Source organism: Rhodopseudomonas julia (assembly GCF_030813515.1).
Taxonomy (GTDB): Bacteria; Pseudomonadota; Alphaproteobacteria; order Rhizobiales; family Afifellaceae; genus Afifella; species Afifella julia.
On the sequence record NZ_JAUSUK010000001.1, the window covers coordinates 1924606 to 1944838 of the forward strand.

Annotated in this window: 18 protein-coding genes; 7 read left to right on the plus strand and 11 right to left on the minus strand. The window is 62.9% G+C overall.

What is annotated here, in order from left to right:
* Positions 1 to 67 precede the first annotated feature (67 nt).
* From cobT to J2R99_RS08865, 3 genes are all read right to left on the minus strand, one after another.
* Positions 68 to 1954, minus strand: coding sequence for a cobaltochelatase subunit CobT (gene cobT / locus J2R99_RS08855; RefSeq protein ID WP_307154057.1), 1887 nt, complete (start codon positions 1952 to 1954; stop codon positions 68 to 70).
* Between the two features lie 15 nt (positions 1955 to 1969).
* A complete protein-coding gene (gene cobS, locus J2R99_RS08860; RefSeq protein WP_307154058.1) occupies positions 1970 to 2956 on the minus strand; it encodes a cobaltochelatase subunit CobS in 987 nt (328 codons plus the stop codon).
* A gap of 63 nt (positions 2957 to 3019) precedes the next feature.
* Positions 3020 to 3646, minus strand: coding sequence for a J domain-containing protein (locus tag J2R99_RS08865; RefSeq protein ID WP_307154059.1), 627 nt, complete (start codon positions 3644 to 3646; stop codon positions 3020 to 3022).
* A gap of 74 nt (positions 3647 to 3720) precedes the next feature.
* Here J2R99_RS08865 and J2R99_RS08870 point away from each other — a divergent pair, with 74 nt between their 5' ends.
* Complete coding sequence (locus tag J2R99_RS08870) at positions 3721 to 3996, plus strand: BolA family protein (RefSeq protein WP_307154060.1); 276 nt, start codon at positions 3721 to 3723, stop codon at positions 3994 to 3996.
* Positions 3997 to 4030: 34 nt separating this feature from the next.
* Here the strand turns inward: J2R99_RS08870 and J2R99_RS08875 are convergent, their stop codons facing one another.
* Genes J2R99_RS08875 through J2R99_RS08885 form a run of 3 tightly spaced genes read right to left on the minus strand, consistent with a single transcriptional unit; the run spans position 4031 to position 7062 of the window.
* On the minus strand, positions 4031 to 5323 hold the full coding sequence (locus tag J2R99_RS08875) for an HlyC/CorC family transporter (protein WP_307154061.1): 1293 nt from the start codon (positions 5321 to 5323) through the stop codon (positions 4031 to 4033).
* A 3-nt stretch (positions 5324 to 5326) separates the two neighbouring features.
* Complete coding sequence (gene aroB / locus J2R99_RS08880; RefSeq protein WP_307154062.1) at positions 5327 to 6463, minus strand: 3-dehydroquinate synthase; 1137 nt, start codon at positions 6461 to 6463, stop codon at positions 5327 to 5329.
* Positions 6460 to 7062 carry a shikimate kinase gene (locus tag J2R99_RS08885; RefSeq protein ID WP_307154063.1) on the minus strand — a complete coding sequence of 201 codons (603 nt, stop codon included), beginning with the start codon at positions 7060 to 7062 and terminating at the stop codon, positions 6460 to 6462. Before J2R99_RS08885 ends, aroB begins: the two co-directional genes overlap by 4 nt.
* A gap of 111 nt (positions 7063 to 7173) precedes the next feature.
* On the opposite strand from J2R99_RS08885, the gene J2R99_RS08890 reads away from it, so the two are divergent.
* From J2R99_RS08890 to J2R99_RS08905, 4 genes are all read left to right on the plus strand, one after another.
* The gene (locus J2R99_RS08890) at positions 7174 to 7317 is read left to right on the plus strand and encodes a histidine kinase (protein ID WP_092814517.1); all 144 of its coding nucleotides are present in this window, start codon (positions 7174 to 7176) and stop codon (positions 7315 to 7317) included.
* 65 nt (positions 7318 to 7382) lie between these two features.
* The gene (locus J2R99_RS08895) at positions 7383 to 8279 is read left to right on the plus strand and encodes a site-specific tyrosine recombinase XerD (RefSeq protein WP_307154188.1); all 897 of its coding nucleotides are present in this window, start codon (positions 7383 to 7385) and stop codon (positions 8277 to 8279) included.
* Positions 8280 to 8394: 115 nt separating this feature from the next.
* Positions 8395 to 9351 (plus strand): acetyl-CoA carboxylase carboxyltransferase subunit alpha, encoded by a 957-nt coding sequence (locus J2R99_RS08900; protein WP_307154064.1) that lies wholly within the window; start codon positions 8395 to 8397, stop codon positions 9349 to 9351.
* 219 nt (positions 9352 to 9570) lie between these two features.
* Positions 9571 to 10773, plus strand: coding sequence for a L,D-transpeptidase family protein (locus J2R99_RS08905; RefSeq protein WP_307154065.1), 1203 nt, complete (start codon positions 9571 to 9573; stop codon positions 10771 to 10773).
* Between the two features lie 236 nt (positions 10774 to 11009).
* Here J2R99_RS08905 and J2R99_RS08910 read toward each other — a convergent pair whose 3' ends face one another.
* From J2R99_RS08910 to J2R99_RS08920, 3 genes are all read right to left on the minus strand, one after another.
* The gene (locus J2R99_RS08910; RefSeq protein ID WP_307154066.1) at positions 11010 to 12176 is read right to left on the minus strand and encodes an MFS transporter; all 1167 of its coding nucleotides are present in this window, start codon (positions 12174 to 12176) and stop codon (positions 11010 to 11012) included.
* Positions 12173 to 12715, minus strand: a complete 543-nt coding sequence (locus tag J2R99_RS08915) for a TetR/AcrR family transcriptional regulator (protein ID WP_307154067.1) — start codon at positions 12713 to 12715, stop codon at positions 12173 to 12175. Before J2R99_RS08915 ends, J2R99_RS08910 begins: the two co-directional genes overlap by 4 nt.
* Before the next feature lie 156 nt (positions 12716 to 12871).
* The gene (locus J2R99_RS08920) at positions 12872 to 13411 is read right to left on the minus strand and encodes a GNAT family N-acetyltransferase (RefSeq protein WP_307154068.1); all 540 of its coding nucleotides are present in this window, start codon (positions 13409 to 13411) and stop codon (positions 12872 to 12874) included.
* Positions 13412 to 13790: 379 nt separating this feature from the next.
* Between J2R99_RS08920 and J2R99_RS08925 the strand changes: the two genes are divergently transcribed.
* Complete coding sequence (locus J2R99_RS08925; RefSeq protein WP_234629146.1) at positions 13791 to 14039, plus strand: hypothetical protein; 249 nt, start codon at positions 13791 to 13793, stop codon at positions 14037 to 14039.
* Positions 14040 to 14795: 756 nt separating this feature from the next.
* Here J2R99_RS08925 and J2R99_RS08930 read toward each other — a convergent pair.
* Positions 14796 to 16145 (minus strand): adenylate/guanylate cyclase domain-containing protein, encoded by a 1350-nt coding sequence (locus tag J2R99_RS08930; protein WP_307154069.1) that lies wholly within the window; start codon positions 16143 to 16145, stop codon positions 14796 to 14798.
* A 135-nt stretch (positions 16146 to 16280) separates the two neighbouring features.
* Positions 16281 to 19067: a preprotein translocase subunit SecA gene (gene secA, locus J2R99_RS08935; protein ID WP_307154070.1), complete on the minus strand. Its 2787-nt coding sequence runs from the start codon at positions 19065 to 19067 to the stop codon at positions 16281 to 16283.
* Positions 19068 to 19279: 212 nt separating this feature from the next.
* Here secA and J2R99_RS08940 point away from each other — a divergent pair, with 212 nt between their 5' ends.
* Positions 19280 to 20233: a peptidylprolyl isomerase gene (locus J2R99_RS08940; protein WP_307154071.1), complete on the plus strand. Its 954-nt coding sequence runs from the start codon at positions 19280 to 19282 to the stop codon at positions 20231 to 20233.

A 20233-nucleotide genomic window follows, 5' to 3' on the forward strand; every position in this document is an offset into this window, starting at 1 on the left:
GGTGCTGACAAAGCGGGCATGGCCCGCTTTTTTTCGTCTCTGGTTTTTGTCGAAGTTTCGAGCCTCGTTACGCGGCGCGGTTGCGGCGCGGGCGCGGAGGACGCGTTACTCCCGGAATGTCCGTTTCAAAAAGCTCGGCGAGCTTTTCCGTCATGGCGCCGGCAAGCTCTTCCGCATCCACGATCGTGACGGCTCGCTTGTAATAGCGCGTCACGTCGTGCCCGATGCCGATCGCCAAGAGCTCCACCGGTGAGCGGTTCTCGATCTCGTCGATGACGTGGCGCAGATGCTTTTCGAGGTAATTGCCGGAATTGACCGAGAGCGTGGAATCGTCGACCGGCGCGCCGTCGGAAATCACCATCATGATGCGCCGCTGTTCAGACCTTGCCAGAAGCCGCTGATGCGCCCAATCGAGCGCCTCGCCGTCGATATTTTCCTTCAGGAGCCCCTCGCGCATCATCAGCCCGAGATTGCGCCTGGACCGCCGCCAGGGCGCGTCGGCGCTTTTGTAGATGATGTGGCGGAGATCGTTGAGACGGCCGGGATGCGGCGGCTTGCCGGCGCGCAGCCATTCCTCGCGCGCCTGCCCACCTTTCCAGGCGCGTGTCGTGAAGCCAAGGATCTCCACGCGCACGCCGCAACGTTCCAGCGTGCGGGCGAGAACGTCGGCGCAGATCGCGGCAACCGTAATCGGGCGCCCGCGCATGGAGCCGGAATTGTCGAGAAGCAAAGTCACCACGGTGTCGCGAAATTCCGTGTCGCGCTCCTGCTTGAAAGAAAGCGACGCGAACGGATCTGTGACTACGCGTGACAGTCTTGCCGGATCGAGGACCCCTTCTTCGAGATCGAAATCCCAGGCGCGGTTTTGCTGGGCGAGAAGGCGCCGCTGCAGACGATTGGCAAGACGTGCGACCGCCCCGGCGAGGCTCACGAGCTGCTTGTCGAGATAAGAGCGCAAGCGGTCGAGCTCTTCGGGCGGGCACAGATCCTGCGCAGCCACCACCTCGTCGTGTTTCGTGGTGTAGACGTTGTAATCGCTGACGGGCGTATTCTGTCCGTAAAAATCGGGCCGGCGCCCCTCGGCGTAGGGGTCCGTCTCAGCGGAATCCTCTGCCTCGAGAAACTCTTCGGTCGTCTGCTCGGTACGCTCGCTGTCAGAGACCTCGTCGTCTTCTTCGCCGGAAGCTTCCGTCTCCTGCGGTTCGGCGGAGGCGTCGTTGTCGTCGTCGGATTCGCCGCGCGCACCTTCACTCGTGTCGGAGGTCTCGTCGCTATCGTCCCCGCCGTCTTCCTCCTCGCTTTCTCCGTCCTGACCCGCCTCGCTGCCCATGTCGAGGGAGGCGAGAAGGTCGCGCAACGCGCGGGCGAAGGCATTCTGGTCGGAAATCGATTGTGACAGCCGGTCGAGCTCGGCGCTGGATCGCTCCTCGATGAAGTCGCGCCACAGGTCGACGACCTTTTCCGCGCTCTTGGGCGCCGGCTGCCCGGTCAGCCGCTCGCGCATCAGCAGTGCGAGCGCATCTTCCAGCGGCGCTTCGGCGCGGTCGCGGATATCCTCGTACTGGCTGCGATGGTATTTGTCCTCCAGCATCGCTGAGAGGTTCTCGCGTACGCCCGTCATACGCCGTGCGCCGATCGCTTCGCAGCGCGCCTGTTCCACGGCATCGAAGATTGCCCGGGCCTGCTCACCTTGTGGCGCGAAGCGGCGATGCATCTTGTCGTCATGGCAGGCAAGGCGAAGCGCCATAGCATCGCCAAGGCCTCGGGTGACCGCGATGTCGTTGGCGCTCATGCGCCGGGCGGGCTCCGGCAAGCGCACGCGATGACCGAGAAGCTGTGGCCGGTCGGACGCGAAGACAACCTCAAGTTCACGATCGCCCGCCACCGCCTTCACGCAAGACGCCAGGGCCCGCTTGAACGGATCCGTCGGAGTTTCTTTGTTGCGTCCGCTCATGCCGTGTGCCGCACCTCAGCTCAGAACCAGGTTCGCCGCCGATTCCGGCAGCTCCTTGCCGAAGCAGCGCTGATAAAATTCGGCCACCAGCGGCTGTTCGAGCTCGTCGCATTTGTTGAGGAAGGTGACGCGGAAGGCGAAGCCGAGATCGGAGAAGATCTCCGCATTCTCTGCCCAGGTGATCACCGTCCGCGGGCTCATTACCGTCGACAGATCGCCATTGACGAAGGCATTGCGGGTCATGTCGGCAACACGCACCATACGGCTTGCCTGATCGCGGCCTTCCGGATTGCGCAGATGCGAAACCTTCGAGAGGACGATGTCGACCTCGTTGTCGTGCGGCAGATAATTGAGCGTGGTGACGATCGACCAGCGGTCCATCTGGCCCTGATTGATCTGTTGCGTGCCGTGATAGAGCCCGGAGGTGTCGCCAAGCCCGACCGTGTTGGCCGTGGCAAAGAGGCGGAAAGCCGGATGCGGGCGGATGACCCGGTTCTGGTCGAGGAGCGTCAGGCGTCCGGAAACCTCGAGCACGCGCTGAATGACGAACATCACGTCGGGGCGGCCGGCATCGTATTCGTCGAAGACGAGGGCTGTGTTGGTCTGAATCGCCCAGGGCAGGATGCCGTCGCGAAATTCCGTCACCTGCATGCCGTCGCGCACGACGATGGCATCCTTGCCGACGAGATCGATGCGGCTGATATGGCTGTCGAGATTGACACGCACGCATGGCCAGTTGAGCCGCGCTGCGACCTGCTCGATATGCGTCGACTTGCCGGTGCCGTGATAGCCGGTCACCATCACACGACGGTTGTGGGCGAAGCCCGCCAGGATCGCCAACGTCGTCTCACGATCGAAGAGATAATCCTCGTCGAGATCGGGGACATGCGCATCGCCCTGCGAAAAGGCGGGCACTTCCAGGTCTGAATCGATGCCGAAGACCTGCCTGACCGACACCTTCATATCGGGGATCGCGGGGGTGTTCTCGACGGCTTCCTGCATGACAAATTCCTTCCTTCGGCGCCGTGTGCGCCGGCTCTGTTCGCGGCGTCAGAGAACCCTGATCTAGCAGAAACCAACGCTCTTCAAATAGCTGTAGGCCTGGATAATCTCCCGGAGTTTTTCCTCCAGGGAACGGTCGCCGCCATTGGCGTCGGGGTGATGGCGCTTCACGAGCGTCTTATACCGCGCCTTTACTTCGTCGGGGCCAGCGGTCTCGTCAAGGCCCAGGGTGGCGAGTGACTTCCTCTCCATGTTGCGCACGGAGCGTCGGGTCGGCTCTTCTGAAGGCCGGCTTCTGAAGCCGTCGCCGAAGAGATGGAACGGGTCATCGGTCTTGCCCGTAAAGCCATATTTCGCGCGGCCTCCGGGGCGTGGGCTTTCATCGGTTCGCGCATTGGAACCCATACGCCAAGTCGGCCTGTGGCCGATGATCGATTCCTTCTGGAAGGATTGGACGTCGTTGTCGTCGAGCCCGGCGAAATAATTGTACGATTTGTTGTAGGCGCGCACATGCTCCAGGCAGAACCAAAAATATTCGCCCTCCGCGTCACGGCCCTTCGGCGCGCGATGGGTGGCGGATGCATTGCAGCCGTCCGCGTCGCAGACGCGGGTCGCCTTCTCCTCCTGCTTGGGCTTCTTGGTGCCCTTGCGGGTTCTAATCTTGTCGAACAGGTCCGATTCAAGCTTCATGGAATCAATATGCCCGCCGCGGCGGGCCCTCTCAAGCCGTACCTCAACGCCAATCAGACAGAACGGGAGGAACGATGAGCGTTCGTGAAAATATGGAAGACAAACTTAATGGTGCCCTTTCCCCCGAGGAGCTGACCATTACCGATGAATCGCATCTTCATGCCGGTCATGGTGGCGCACATCCTGAGGGTGAGAGCCACTTCCGTATCCATATTGTGTCTGCGGCCTTCGAAGGGAAGAGCCGTGTGGAGCGCCATCGCATGATCAATGAAATCCTGGTCGAGGAGCTGAAGAACAGAGTGCACGCGCTCGCCGTGCGGGCGTATGCGCCTAGCGAAGGCAGCCGGTAGGGCGGCCAGCCTCCTAAGCGAGGGCCGCCAGCGTCTAGATCGGCAAGCTCGGCACCTGTGCGGTCGCCACTGGCGTGACCGGGGTCACCCGTATCTGAGTGAGCCGGTTCCGGGTCTTGCGCAGAACCTTGAAGCGGAAGCCGTGGAAGGTGAACTCCTGTCCGGCTTCAGGAATGGTCTGTGCTTCGTGAATCACAAGCCCCGCCATGGTCGTCGCCTCTTCGTCGGGCAGTGTCCAGTCGAAGGCGCGGTTGAGATCGCGGATTGGCACAGTACCCTCCACGATGATGGAGCCGTCGGGCTGCTGGCGTACGCCCTGAATCTCCACATCGTGCTCGTCTGCGATCTCGCCGACGATCTCTTCCAGGATGTCCTCCAAGGTGATCAGGCCCATCACTTCGCCGTATTCGTCGACGACGAGCGCAAAGTGAATTTTGCGGCGCAGGAACTCGTTGAGCTGCGCCTGCAAGGAGGTCGTGTCGGGCACGAACCAGGGCTTTGAGGCAACCGCCATGATATCGAGGGCGGTCGCGTCGCCGCCAGCAGCCGCGAGCGCCCGCAAGACGTCCTTGGCATGGAGAATTCCGACAATGTTCTCGGTCTCGCCGCGCCAAAGGGGCAAGCGCGTGAAGGGGCTCTCAATCACCTGGGTGACGAGCTTTTCCGCCGGATCATCGGCATTGAGGGCCTGCATGGCGGTGCGGTGAACCATGACGTCGGAGACATCGAGCTCGTTGAGGTCCAAAAGACCGCCCAGCATGTCGCGAGCACCCTTTTGCACACTGCCTTCGCGGTGCAGAAGATCGACGGCGCCACGAAGCTCCTCGTGGCCCGACAAAAGCACTTCATTGCTCGCCGCAACGCCGAACAGGCGCAAGAGCGACGATACGAAGCGCTGAACGGCCATCACGACGGGCGCGAAGACACGCACGACCGTCGAAACGAAAGGTGAGACGGCGAGGGCGAAGCGGTCGGGCGTCGTGATCGCCCAGGTTTTCGGCAAGACCTCTGCAAAGACGAGGACCAGGACCGTCATGACGAACGTCGCTGCCGCCACACCTGCATCGCCCAACATGTCGATGAAGGCAGCCGTGGCGAGGGCGGACGCCAGGATGTTGACCAGGTTGTTGCCGAGAAGCAGCGAGGAGATCATGCGTTCGCGACGATCGATCAGACGTGAGACGATGCCCGCTCGCGCATCGCCCGACCTCTCCATCTGGTGCATGCGGGCGCGTGATGCCGCCGTCAAAGCGGTCTCCGATCCGGAGAAGAAGGCGGAAAGGAAAAGCAGAATGACAATGGCAAGCAGAGTGGCTGCGAGCCACATGGGTTATTCTCCTGTTTGAGGGGCGGGCGCCGGCTTGGCTGCAAGCTCGTCGGTGAGGAAAGCCTCTACCGAATGGGGTGCGATATCCTCCGCGATGAAAGCCTGACCAATCCCTCGGCTCAAGATAAAGGTGAGACGGCCAGCTTTGACCTTTTTGTCCTGGGCAATGTGATCCATCAATTCCGAGGTGGAAAATCCGCTACCCGGAATGCTGTTCATGTGGGTTGGCAGGCCCGCGGCGGCAAGATGTCTCTCAACGCGCTCCGCCGCCTCCGGCGCACAAAATCCCTGCTGGACCGAAAAGCGATGAGCCATGGCCATTCCGATCGCCACACCCTCGCCATGGATGATGCGGCTGGCGTCGTAGTTGCATGCAGCCTCAAGTGCATGTCCGAAAGTGTGGCCGAGATTGAGGAGGGCCCGCACTCCCGCTTCGCGTTCGTCGGCAGCGACGACGCGCGCTTTGGCTGCCACGCTTCGGCGGATGGCTTCTCCGCGCGCGTCCTTGCCGGAGAACACGTCCGGCTGATTTTCCTCGAGCCACGCGAAGAAATCGGCATCGTCGATTAATCCGTATTTGGCGACTTCGGCATAGCCGGCACGAAACTCGCGTGGCGGAAGGGTATCGAGCACACCCGTATCGGCAAGGACCAGCCGCGGCTGGAAGAAGGCGCCGACGAGGTTCTTGCCTTCCGGCGTGTTGATGCCGGTTTTGCCACCGACGGATGAATCCACCTGAGCGAGAAGGCTCGTCGCCACCTGGACGAGTGTCATGCCTCTGCGGGTGATCGCGGCGGCAAAGCCTGCCAGGTCGCCGACCACGCCGCCGCCGAGCGCGACGACGATGTCGGACCGTTCGAGCCGGGCCGCAAGCAGCTCTCTCACTACGCGTTCCAGAGTGGCGAAGCTTTTGGATGCCTCCCCAGGCGCGACGATGATTTCGACGCAGTCGATTTCTGCGTCGCTGAGGGCCCGGCGAACGGGTTCAAGATACAGGCGGCCGACATTCTCATCTGTGATGATTGCGGCGCGGCGGGCGTCCATCCGCGCGGCCATGTGGCGTCCGAGATTGGGGATGAGATTGGCGGCGACGAGCACGTCGTAGCTGCGCTCGCCAAGCTCCACATGTACGGAACTCATGATGGGTTCTCGCTGGTCAGAAATTTATCAAGGGCGGAAAGAACGTCTGCCACGACGGTGTGGTGCGGCACGTCGCGGGAGGCGACCGTGAGTGTGGCGAGGGCGTAGGTGGGCTCGCGGCGGGCGAGGAGATCCGCCAAGATTTCTTTCGGGTTGGGTTTGCGCAAGAGCGGCCGATTCGATCGGCGCCTGACACGGTCGAAGAGGAGGTCGAGATCGGCCTTGAGCCAAATCGAGACGGCGTCATTGGCGATCGCCTGACGTGTCTCCGCGTCTTCGAACGCGCCCCCGCCGGTCGCAATCACCGTCGGGCCCGTGGTGAGAAGACGCCGGATGACCTTCTTCTCTCCCTCACGAAAATGCGCTTCGCCGTAAGTCGCGAAAATGTCGGCGATCGTCAGGTTGGCGGCCGCTTCGATTTCCTGGTCGGCATCTTTGAAAGGAAGGTTGAGTGTCGCAGCGAGGCGGCGGCCGACGCTGGTCTTGCCAGCACCCATCATCCCCACGAGGACGATGTTTCGCGCACCCAAACGCTCGACGACGCGTTCCGCGGCGCCTTCCTCAATGCGTGAATATTTCTTGCTTTCAGTTCGCAACATGCCCCGTCCCGGCCCATAATCGGCTCGCTATAAAGCTTTATCTGTTGCCGTGCATCCCTTGAAATAGCAGCGGAAGCGGCGATAAGGGGCTCACCTAAACGGGCGGTTCGAATGCCAAGTCTCTTTCGCTTCTTGTTTGTCATCGCGGTTCTGGCCGCAATCGTCTACGGTGGCATGATCGCGCTGACGCTTCTTGTGGAGCCCAATCCTCGGGAGATGAGCGTGCGTATTCCTGCGGAGCGGGTCAATCAGTGAGTGCAGCCTCGTCCCCAACGGGGGATGCTCGGCCGCGCCCGCGCCGACCGCGCGATCGTCTCGATATCGAAGCGTTTCTGGAGATGCTGGCGGCTGAGCGGGGGGCGTCTGCCAATACGCTTGCGGCTTATCGGCGCGACCTGCTCGATGCCCTCGGCACGATCAGCGATCTGCGTGCGGTCGGTGGCGAGGGTGTGCGCGATTATATCACAACGCTTGCGGGGCGCGGCATGAGCCCGGCGACGCAAAGCCGGCGGGTTTCCGCACTACGCCAGTTCTTCCGTTTCCTCCTTTCCGAAGGCCTGCGCCGCGACGATCCGACGATCGTTCTCGATCGTCCGAAGCCGCGTCGCGGACTGCCAAAGACCTTGTCTGTCGAAGAGGTTGGTACCTTGTTGGAGACCGCGCGCGCGCGGGCAGACCGCGAGGCGCCGTCTGCGAGGCGGTTGGCTGCAACACGTACGCGCGCGCTTCTGGAGCTTCTCTACGCCACCGGCCTGCGCGTTTCGGAGCTCGTCGGGCTGCCGGCGAGTGCTGCGACCGGTGAGCGTCCCTTTCTGATCGTAACCGGCAAAGGGGGGCGCGAACGGCTTGTGCCTTTGAACGAAGACGCCCGTCTGGCGATGCGCGATTACCGAGCCCTCCTCAGCGAAAGGCAGGCGGGGCGAAGCCCGTTTCTGTTTCCGGCAGCGTCGGCCTGCGGGCATCTGACGCGCCAGGCTTTTGCGCGTGACTTGAAGGAGGTCGGTATCGAGGCCGGCATATCGCCGGCGCGCCTATCGCCGCATGTCTTGCGTCACGCCTTCGCGACGCATCTCCTGTCAGGCGGGGCCGATCTCCGGGCCGTGCAGACCTTGCTCGGCCATGCCGACATTTCGACTACACAGATTTATACCCATATTCTGGAGGAGCGTATGAAGACGCTCGTCCAGGAACATCACCCTCTTGGGCGCATGCGCTGATGATGTCGCCCTCAAAGCGCGGCTGACGATGAGATGGGGGCCGATTGTCGCCTCCGCTTGACTTGACAACGCCCCATCGCCAGTTTGCGGCCACCTTAAGGATCAACTGCCTTACATGCGCCACTTCCTCGATTTTGAAAAACCCGTCGCCGACCTCGAAGGCCAGATTCAGGAGCTGCGTCGGCTGCAGGAAAGCGATGACAGCGTTTCCACCGACGAGGAAATCGCCAATCTGGAAACGAAAGCGCGGGATGCGCTCAAGAACCTCTATGCCAAGCTAACGCCCTGGCAGAAGGCGCTCGTTGCCCGCCATCCCGACCGGCCGCATGCGAGCCGTTACATCTCCTCGCTGATCAAGGACTTCACGCTCCTTGCCGGCGACCGGAAATTCGCCGAAGACCGCGCGGTTCTTGCCGGCCTCGGACGTTTCCGCGGCGAGCCGGTGGCTGTCCTTGGCCAGGAGAAGGGTTTCGACACGCAGTCGCGGCTCAGACACAATTTCGGCATGGGCCGCCCGGAGGGCTACCGCAAGGCGGTGAGGCTCATGGAAATGGCTGACCGTTTCGGCCTGCCGGTCATCGCTTTCGTCGATACGGCAGGGGCTTATCCGGGTGTCGGGGCTGAGGAACGAGGCCAGGCGGAGGCGATTGCGCGCTCCACGGAGGCCTGTCTCGGGCTCGGCGTGCCGAACGTTTCCGTCATCATCGGCGAGGGCGGATCGGGGGGCGCGATCGCGCTCGCCACCGCCAACCGCGTCTATATGCTCGAGCATGCGATCTATTCGGTGATTTCCCCGGAAGGGGCTGCATCGATCCTGTGGCGGGATTCCACACGCGCCGAAGAGGCCGCCACCGCGATGAAGGTGACGGCCGAAGATCTCAAGAATCTCAAGGTGATAGACTCCATCATCAGCGAGCCGTTGGGCGGCGCCCATCGCGATCCGGACGCCGTGATTGCTGCCGTGGGCGACGTGATCGCCGGCGCGCTCGGCGAATTCCGCGGCCTGCCGGCGCATGATATCCGGCTGCAGCGGCGGGAAAAATTCCTGGCGATCGGACGCAGTCTCGGCTGATTTCGCGGTCTCGAGCCGCGTTCGGAGAGTTTCAGCCAAGCAGACCGGGGAAAAGTGCCGCTGACCGCGAAATTCGCGGTGTCTGCGACGATTTCGTCACACTCGGCGAAATTCGCCGTGGGTGCGGCAGGAAATCGCCGCATTTCATTGGCTTAAACCTCCCGGCAACGATATGCCTTTAGAAATCCGCAAGAGACAGGGGAAGAGGCTCTTCGGGTCATGATGACAGCATTCTTTTCACGCGCTGCGCGCGTCGCGGCTCTCATCGTCACAGGTCTGGCGGTTCTCATCCTTGCCGGCTGCAACGATTTCGAGGGCATGGCCAAGCATCTTCGGCCGCTTTCGCATTCCACCAAATCGCTCATCGCCAAAAAGGGCATGAGCGAGACGAGCCCGATCCTTGTTCGCCTGTTCAAGGAGGAATCGGAGCTCGAGGTTTGGAAGCAGGAGAAGGCGACCGGGCGATACGCGCTCCTCAAAACCTACGACATCTGCAAATGGTCGGGTAAGCTCGGCCCCAAGCAGAGGGAAGGCGATCGTCAGGCGCCGGAAGGTTTTTACACCATCACGCCGGCGCAGCTGAACCCGAACTCCTCCTACTATCTGTCGTTCAACATGGGCTATCCGAACGCCTATGACCGTTCGCTCGGGCGCACCGGCTCGCATCTCATGGTGCACGGCGCCTGCTCGTCGCGCGGCTGCTACGCCATGGACGACGACCAGATCCAGGAAATCTACACGCTGGCGCGGCTTGCCTTCCAGGGCGGACAGAAATCCTTCCAGGTGCATGCCTTCCCGTTCCGCATGACGCCGGAAAATCTCGCCAAGCATCGCCGCAACGAGAATTACGCCTTCTGGAAAATGCTGAAAGAGGGCAGCGACGTCTTCGAGCTCACCCGCCAGGAACCGAAAGTCGCCGTGTGCTCGAAGCAATATGTCTTCGGCACCGAGCGCCAGGCCGGCATGAGCTATTCGCCGAGTGCCTCCTGCGCGCCGAAGGTGGACGATACGGTTCGTCTCGCTGTCGCCAAGAAGCGCGCCGAAGACGAGCTGCGCGAAGACAAGATCGCGAGCAATCTCAACGACCGCGACTATGCCAAGATCGCCGTCGCCGATCTGATGCGCGATCCGAGGCAGAAGAACGAAGTGCCGCCGACGCTTCTGGCGCTCGCCCGCGGCACGATGCCGGCCGAAGCCGCATCCCGGAACGCCCCGCAGAATGCTCCGATGTCGACGCCGGCCGATGCGCCTGTGATGACGGCGAGCATTCCGGAACGCTCCGAAAGCGGCAAGACGGGCGCGGAAACGCAGGTCGCCTCCGAGACGCCGACGGGCGCAGAGCCCGCGATGGCGACCGCCTACGCGCCGCAGCAGGAAGAGGACGCCGGCCTCCTGTCGCGGCTGATCAAGAAAGTCTGGTAGCGCGAGCCATGCTGGCCGCGGCCTTTCGGGCCAGGCAGCGATTTCAAAAGACGGCTTCAAAGCACACGAACGGCGCGGGCGACCGCGCCGTTTTTTTTGGGGGCGCGCTCATTCTTCGTTTTCGCTCGCGCATTCCCTGCACTGCCTAGAGGGTCTTGTTGCGACCGCCGTTTCGCCTGCGATGCCGTTCAGACGCCATGCAATCTTTCGAGTGGCGCGGGTTTTCGGCCTCGGCCTCATCGGACCTCGGGGCATCTTCCGGCGGCCGGTGCCCCGAAAATGCCGAGGCGCTCGTAGCCCATCATCCCGGCCGCGAGCCCGATAGCGGCAAAGACGATGACGGCCTGATCCGGACCGAAGGCGTCCAGGATGAAACCGAAGAGGGGGGCTCCCGCCGTCTGGCCGATGGCGATGGTGAGAAAGCCAATCATCAGGCCTGTCGCTGGGCGACTGGAGAGCGCCGAAACACCCCAAACCAGATAGATTCCGGTCAGCATCACATAGGCCGCGCCGAAGAGAGCGCCGCCTGCGAGCGTCGTTGCGGGGGTGGTGAGGGCCGAGCCGGTCGCGAGGATGCCGAGCGCCATCATCGCCAGAAAGGCGCGATGCGTCCGGTCGATGCCAAAGCGTTTCACCAGGGTGCCTGCCGAGGCGCCGGCAATTCCCGCAATGCCGATGGCGGTCCACAAAACGCCGATGCCGCTCGTGCCCCAGCCGAGCCTTTGCGATGCGAGCTCGCCGCCGAAGGACCAAAGGGAGGTGCTTGCGGCGCCCATGAGGAAAGAGGCTGCGACGAGGCGGATCAAGGGGCCGGTTACGGGTGGCAGGTGACTGCCCGCAGCGGAGTTGCGGCGCGTCGGCGGAAGCGCGACTGCGGCTGCTAGCGCCACGAGAAGGGCGGCTGCGGCGAAGCCCGCGAAGGCGAGACGCCATTCCCCGCCGATCGCCAGGGCGACGGGGCCAGAGAGTGCGACCCCAGCACTGGTGCCCGCATTGATCGCGGTGTTGGTGGCGTTCTGCCGCTCGGCCCGGACCGCGGCAGCGACGGCCGCGGCCATGGGCGGAGAGGCGAGGCCGGTGCTCGACCCTGCCAAAAGCACGGCGCCGGCCAGCCAGGCGGCATTGGGCGCGGCGGCGATCGCGGTCATGCCGGCCGCGGCGACGAGGGCCGCCGCGATTGCCACGGCGCGCGCCCCGAAACGTTCGGTGAGGACGGCCGAGGCAATGATCGTCAGGCAATAGCCAAGAAAGGATCCGCCCGAGAGGACGCCCGACAGCGCCGGGCCGAGCGACAGATCGGCATCGACCTCCGGCAGAAACAGACCGAAGGCGAAACGGGCAAAGCCGTAACAGACGGCGATCAGGCCGAAACCGACGGCGCCCAGGCGAAGGGCCGGGCTCACGGGCGTTGTCCGGCGTCAGCGTCGGCGACAAGGATTGCCGCTGCTCGGCGTGCCGCCGCGACCGCGGCCGGACCGCGATAGACAGCGGCGGCCGTCGCGCCCTCGTAGAGAACCAGAACCTCATCCGTCAGGCGCGCGCCGGTACGCTCGCCGAGCTCCGTTGCGAGGATCTCGGCCAGGCGCCTACGAAAGGCTTCCTTTTGGGCGAGGACGGCGGCGCGAACTTCCGGGATATTGCCGCCGGTCTCTCCGAGGGCGCGTAGGAAAAGACAGCCACGGGCGCCTTCCTCCCGCATCCATGTCTCCAAAGCCGCAAAGACGCCGTCGACGCTCTCGACGCCCTTGAACGTGCGCATGAAGCGGCGATCGCGCTCGGCGAGAACGGCCGCCATCAGGGCGGTTTTGTTGCCGGCATGCTTGTAGAGGGTGCGCGTGGACATGCCGGCGGCTTGAGTCAACCGGTCCATCCCGGTGGCGGTGAAGCCGTTCAGATCGAAGAGCTGTTCGGCGGCGGCGAGGAGCCGGGTTTTCGTTTCCATCGCAGGGCATGTAAAACGTACGTTTTACATTTCAAGGATCGGCTTCGAAATCCGCTCGGCGTGCGCGGTGTGTGCGGGCATGGGCGCCAGCCATGCGGCCGATGGGGTGCTCTCACAGGGTGTGAGGGACAGGGGGGCCGTTCGGGGGAGGGCGACTTAGCCGCTCGCTGGGAGATGCCTGTCGCCTGAGTCCGGTGTTGCGGGAAGAGGGGGGATCGCGATCCGGTAGAATTTCGTGTCGACGTCGACGAGCGGGAAGCTTGGCGGCAGCTCGGTCTTGTCGATCTCCGCAAAGCCGTTCTTCTCATAGAAGCGGTGGGCCGCGAGAAATTTTGCCGTGGTGCCGAGGAAGATCTCGGCGAGGCCGCGTTCCGCCGCGGCGGCGAGCGCGGTTTGCAAAAGCCTCGATGAGACGGCGTGGGGGCGGCCGCGATGGGTCGCGGCCACGAACATCTTGCGCAAGGCGGCCTGGTTGTCGCCGATATCCTTGAGCGCGATCGTGCCGACGACGCGCTCCCCCTCCTTCGCCACCCAGAAATCGCCCTTGCCGACCCGGTAGAAACTCTCGATGGCACAAAGATCCGGCTGCTCGTCCAGCGTGATCGGGATCGCAAATTCGCGCTGCTGGATCGGCAGGATGAGATCGAGCACGCCCTGCTGGTCGGCTTTCTCGTAAGGGGAGATCGTGACGGGCATGGATGTCTCAGAGCTCAGAAGGTGTGTTTGGGTCCGCGCGGGAGACGGGGTTTATTGCGACGGCGATGTCTTGTCCCAGAGGAATACAGCAATCCACTCGGTCATCGTCAGGGCGCCTATCGGCATCTCTCGCATCGATCACGCGCTCTCCTCGAGCGACCAATAACGCCACTGCCGGTGATGGATCGGCGAAAAGCCGGCGTATTGCGGGGCGATGGGCTCGCGCACAACGTGCCAGCGATGTGGCGCTGCTTGTGAGCCGCCGAACAATGCGGTGGCGGAGAGTTACTTACAAGTGTGGCTGAAAATACGTTGCGTGACTTCGTGCGCCATGTGCAAATACCGTGTAGGTGATCCGCTATCGACTGGAGGGGGAGTCATGCTGGCGCAAGGCGCCTGCGATTCCTATTTATGCACCGTGATGACATTTCGAATCTTCGAATGGGCGACGCTGAAGGACTACGACAACGCGAAAGCTGCCGCGACCGATCGCATTATCAAGAAGCAGTCGCGTGGGAACGTTTCAGCGCAAAACGGGTGGTCCATGACCATGCCGCAGCTCCTCAAACAATCACGGGACGCCGACAAGGCGATGGATTCGCTTCGGCGAGCGATGCCCTCTGATTGAGGCTGTTGTTGTCGTGGAACTGGGGGTGACGCGGAAAAGCAGCTCGGCCTTGTCTGTGACGAGTGGAATCGAGCTGAGAAGGCCATAAAGCTGGCCGAGCAAGTAAATGGCGAGATCATCAATCCCGCTATTTACGAGCTTCGCTACGCTGGTCGGCGCATCGTGGAGGCGATACAGTGCCTACCTGACGGGGAGGATTCGGAGGCTATCGCTCTCCTCCGGGATGCCTATTTCGACTGCAGTCGCGCACGCCACGACGCGATTGATGCTGCGACCTCCAAGATTGCCGCGGACCTTGCGATTGCGGTCGACAAACTTGGGCCGGAAGCCGTCCTCGAAGGCTTTCCCTCATTCTCAAAGCTGAAATCCAGACTGGATGTCACCCGGCGGCTGATTTCGATTTCTCGGGAGGACCGAGAAAATCGCGCCAGGATCTATGAGACCCTCGAAAACGATCATCTCACAGAGATCGTTGAGGGATATAATGAATTTACTGCAAGCGAGCCGATCCTCAGGCGATATGCTCTGAGGCGACGAAGAGGCCTCTTGATCGAGCGTGCGATGTGGCTTGCGGCCATCATCGTGGGAGTGTGGGCAACCTGGGCCTTCAGCTGAAGCGTGCTGAGCCGCCTGTTCTGAAGGTGACTCTTGCCCGCTCTTTCCCGACGTGCATCTCCACCACGCGTCGTCTGGTGCGGTGCGAAGCAATGATCTCTGGCGCTATGGGGAGAGAAAGATAGACGCTCTCCGGTAATCTTACCCCTTGGCGCGGACGGCGCGGTTGGCCAGAAAGTCCATTTCGGCCGCGCTTTCGCGTGGGCGATGGGCGCGCTTTTTCGGGGGCGCGCTCGGATCCCCGGTTTCCATGACCGGCTCGGGGAGGCGGTGCGGTGTCGGCCCTGCCCAGGCATAGAGCGCCACGGGCTCCGAAAAGCCTCTGAGCGTGTGTTCGCCGAGGGGCGTCCAATGGGCGGGGGCGTGGTCCGCGACTTTCTGGACGGCAAGCGCCGGCACGCCGAAAACCTTGGTCATCGCCTGGACGCGCGCAACCTGATTGACGATTGGGCCGATCACCGAAAACGACAGACGCGAGGCCGTGCCGATATTGCCGAACATGACGTTGCCGCGCGTCAGCCCGACGCCGTAATCGAGCGGCTCTTCACCGGCCGCACTTCGGGCCTCGTTCAAGAGCGCGAGCCTTTGCCAGCCCTTTTCGATGGCGCGGCTCGCGGCCTGCGCAGCCTCGTTCTCCGACGACCAGCAATCGAGCGGGAACAGCGCGATGACGGCATCGCCGATGAAATTCAGGATGTCGCCGCCTTCCTCTTCGATGGAGGCGGCGATGCAATCGAAATAGGAATTCAACAGGTCGATGTAATCGGCGCGCGGGATGCGCTCGGCGAAGGCCGTGGAATTTCTGAGGTCGCTGTAGAGGATGATCGCCGGCACCGTCTCGCCGTCGCCGCGATGGATCTGACCGCCGAGCACGCGTGGGCCGGCGCGATGGCCGAGATAGGTTTCGGCAATCGTATTGGCCATGCGCGACAGGATCATCACCTTGCCGGAAAGAGCGAAGCGGCGGGTGACGCGCTGAAGCGCTGCGATCTCGGCATCTGAAAAGCCGCTCGGGCGCGTGCAGCAATACGAGACGATGATGCCGCTGCGGGAGTGCGCTATGCCTTTGCCGGGGATGGCGAGATCGATCGCAAAGGCGATGTAATCGGTGAAGCCTTCGTCGGCGAATTCCTGCAGGATCGGGAAATCGACGAGTTTCTCCGGCCCCTGGAGCGCGCGCCGGAAGACGTCGCTGCCGCTCTCCACCAGCACCTTGAAAGGGCTTTGCCGCCACGCCTCGCTGACATGGTCGGGTTCGGGATTGTAGGCGATCTGCTCGAAGGCGACTTCCTGGCCTTCGCGCCAGATCACCGCCTCAACTTGAAACAGTGGGTGGAGCGTCGTCCAATTGACCATAGCGCGGCCGATCGGAATGCCGACGCTGAAGATGCGATCGCACATGCCTTGAAAGAGCTCGGTCGGGTCGGGTTCGCCAAAGGCCTGTTCGACCAGCCAGGAGGTGACGTTGTCGACGAGCGTGCTTGAGGACATGAAAGATCCTTGGCCGACACCAAGAGCCGCCCGCGCCTGCGGCACGAGCGGTGGTGTCATCCTGAGCTGTTGTTCAAAGCAATTCTAGCCGGCCGCGTGCGGGCCGACTAGAGCGCTGGTTGTGGGGCGCGCTCTTTAGACCAGCGCGCCGTGGCAGTGCTTGAACTTCTTGCCGGAGCCGCAAGGGCAGGGCGAGTTGCGCCCGACCTTGCCCCAGGTGGAGGGGTCGTCGGGATCGATGATGGCGGCGCCTGCACCTTCGCCGCCGGCATAAGCGCTGCTTGCGGCAGCCGCACCGGCCCCGACGGGAAGCGCGCCGGCTCCCGCCCGCTCCGACCCGCCGCCATCGACCATGGCAAATTCATCCTCGCCGGTGGTCGCATCGACATGATGGGCGACGCCTTCCGGCGGCCGCAGCGTTTCTTCAAGCGGTTCGCGCTCGGCGAGCTCGACATGCATGAGCTGCGCGGTGACGGCACGGCGAAGCTCGGAGAGCATCGCCTGGAAGAGCTCGAAGCCTTCGGTCTTGTATTCGTTCAACGGATCGCGCTGGCCGTAGCCGCGGAAGCCGATGACGGAGCGCAGCTGGTCGAGCTGCGCCAGATGCTCGCGCCACAGCTGGTCGAGGGTGCGCAAGAGGATCTGCTTTTCCACCATGCGCATGAGCTCTGGGCCGAAACGGCTCGCCTTGCGGGCCATCAGCTCGTCGGCGGCCTTTTCGATGCGCTCGCGCATCTCCGCATCGGCGATGCCTTCCTCCGCGGCCCATTCATCGATCGGCAGATCGAGGGCGAGGATCTGTGCGACTTCCGCCTTCAGGCCCTCCACATCCCATTGCTCGGCATAGGCGCGCTCGGGGATGTGCTTGGAGACGATTTCGTCGACCGTCTCGTGGCGCATGTCGCGGACGGTTTCCGCCGTCTCCTCCTGGCGCATGAGATCGATGCGCTGCTCGAAAACGACCTTGCGCTGGTCGTTCATGACGTCGTCGTATTTGAGCAGGTTCTTGCGGATGTCGAAGTTGTGGCCTTCGACCTTGCTCTGAGCCCGCTCGAGCGCCTTGTTGATCCAGGGATGGACGATCGCCTCGCCCTCCTTGAGACCGAGCTTCGTCAGCATGCCGTCCATGCGGTCTGAGCCGAAGATGCGCATCAGATCGTCCTGCAGGGACAGATAGAATTGCGAACGACCGGGATCGCCCTGACGGCCGGAACGGCCACGCAGCTGGTTGTCGATGCGCCGGCTTTCGTGGCGCTCGGTGGCGAGCACCATCAGGCCGCCGGCATCGAGTGCCTCGCGCTTCATGCGTTCCAGATCGGCGCGGATCGCCTTTTCCTTGGCCTCACGCTCGGGCCCTTCCTCCATCTCGCCGAGCTCTGCGGCGAGGCGCATATCGACATTGCCGCCGAGCTGAATATCGGTGCCGCGGCCGGCCATGTTGGTGGCGATGGTGATGGCGCCGGGCTTGCCGGCCTGGGAGATGATGATGGCTTCCTGCTCGTGATGGCGGGCGTTGAGGATGTTGAAGTCCTTGATGCCACTCGTCTTGAGGCGCTCGGCCAGAAGCTCCGACTTTTCGATCGACGTGGTGCCGACGAGAACCGGCTGACCGCGCTCGCGGCAATCTTTGATCGTCTCGATGATCGCGGCGTATTTTTCTTCCACCGTGCGGAAGACCTGGTCGTCCTCGTCGATGCGGGCGACCGGGACATTGGTCGGCACCTCGACGACGTCGAGGCCGTAGATGTCCATGAACTCGTCGGCTTCCGTCATCGCCGTGCCGGTCATGCCGGCGAGCTTTTCGTAGAGGCGGAAATAATTCTGGAAGGTGATGGAGGCGAGCGTCTGGTTCTCCGGCTGGATCTTGACGTGCTCCTTGGCCTCGAGCGCCTGGTGCAGGCCTTCCGAATAGCGCCGGCCTTCCATCATGCGGCCGGTGAATTCGTCGATGATGACGACCTGGCCGTTCTTGACGATGTAATCCTTGTCGCGCTGGAAGATCTTGTGCGCCTTCAAGGCATTGTTGAGGTGATGGACGACGGCGACGTTTTCCACGTCGTACAGATTGTCGCCCTTCAGGAGCTCGGCGGCCTCCAGGAGACGCTCGGCATGTTCGGTGCCGTCTTCGGTCAGCGTCGCGGAGCGGACCTTCTCGTCGATCTCGTAATCTTCCCGCTTCAGCTGCGGGATGATGGCGTCGATCGCCTGATAGAGCTCCGACTTGTCTTCCACCGGACCGGAAATGATGAGAGGCGTGCGCGCTTCGTCGATCAGGATGGAATCCACCTCGTCGACGATGGCGTAATGGTGACCGCGCTGCACCATGGCGCCGAGGTCGTATTCCATATTGTCGCGCAGATAATCGAAGCCGAATTCGTTGTTGGTGCCGTAGGTGACGTCGGCGCGGTAGGCGCGGCGACGCTCGTCCTGCGACAGGCCGTGGACGATGACGCCCACAGAAAGGCCGAGGAAGCGATAGATGCGGCCCATCCAATCCGCGTCGCGGCTCGCCAGATAATCGTTGACGGTGACGACGTGGACGCCCTTGCCCGTGAGGGCGTTCAAATAGACCGGCAAGGTGGCGACGAGCGTCTTACCTTCACCCGTCTTCATTTCGGAGATGGCGCCTTCGTTCAAAACCATGCCGCCGATGAGCTGCACGTCGAAGGGGCGTTGTCCGAGAACGCGTTTCGCCGCCTCGCGCACGGTGGCGAAGGCGGGCACCAAAAGATCGTCGACTCTGGCGCCGTTTTCGAGCTGTTGGCGGAATTCCAGGGTGCGACCGGCGAGCTCTTCGTCGCTCAGCCTTGCCGTCTCGTCCTCGAGCGCATTGATCTGATCGACGAGGGGACGATACTTTTTGACGCGGCGGTCCGACGGGGTGCCAAAGACCTTGCGGCCCAAACTGCCCAAGCCCAGCATAAAATCATCCTCTTCGTCGGCAAATTACCGATGTCGGCGTGTCGTGAGGCCGCTCATCGCTTCGAAGTGGCGCGGGGATCAGCGTTGAAAGCCGTCGAGCCGGCGCCCCCGCTTCTGGACGGCGGGCCGGGGGAGAGATAAGAACGGAGGTGAATCATGTCAATCTGCGGCGCTTGCGCAGACATCGCGCCGATGTCGATCGAGGACCCATCATGACCATCCGGAACACGCCGTGCAAGATCGGCGGCGCAAGCGGCGCCCTCGCCGCTCTCGTCATCGCGACCGGTGCCTTCATCGCTTCCGCCCATGCCCAGGAGGCGCCGTCGCCCGATGCGGTGGCGCGCGTCGGCGACACGATCATCACCGAAAAGGATCTGTCGGAAGCGGCGAACGATTTCTCCGACGAACTCGACCGCGTGCCCGGCCCGCGCCGGCGCGCCGTTCTCGTCGACGTCCTCGTCGACATGGAGCTCCTGGCGGAGGCGGCGCGCGAGAAGGGGCTCGACAAGACCCCCGATTTCGATCAGCGCCTGGAATTCCTGAAGACCCGCGCGCTCAGGAACGAGTACGTGGAGAAAGAGATCGTCAACGCCGTCACCGACGACGAGGTGAAGGCGGAGTACGACAAACAGATTTCCGGCTTCAAACCCGAGGAGGAGGTGCATGCCCGCCACATCCTCGTGACGACCAAGGAAGAAGCCGAAGAGATCATCAAAGAGCTCGATGCCGGCAAGGATTTCGCCGAGCTCGCCAAGGAAAAGTCGACCGGACCGAGCGGCCCGCAGGGTGGCGATCTCGGCTATTTCCCGAAAGGCCGCATGGTGCCGGAATTCGACAAGGCCGTGTTCGAGCTGGAGCCCGGCGAATACAGCAAAGAGCCGGTGAAGTCGGAATTCGGCTGGCACGTGATCAAGCTCGAAGACAAGCGCATGTCGAGCCCGCCGCCGCTTGACGACATCAAGGAACAGCTGCGCGGCGTTCTGGTGCGGCAGAAGTTCAACGAGGTGATGACGAAGCTGCGCGACGACACCACCATCGAAGTCTACAACAAGGCGAATGCCGAGCCTGCGGCGGATGGCGAAGCCGGGTCCGATGAAGGTGCGGCCGAAGCGGGCGCTTCCGATGATGGGGCTCCTTCCGGCGCCGATGCGGGGCAGAACCAGTAA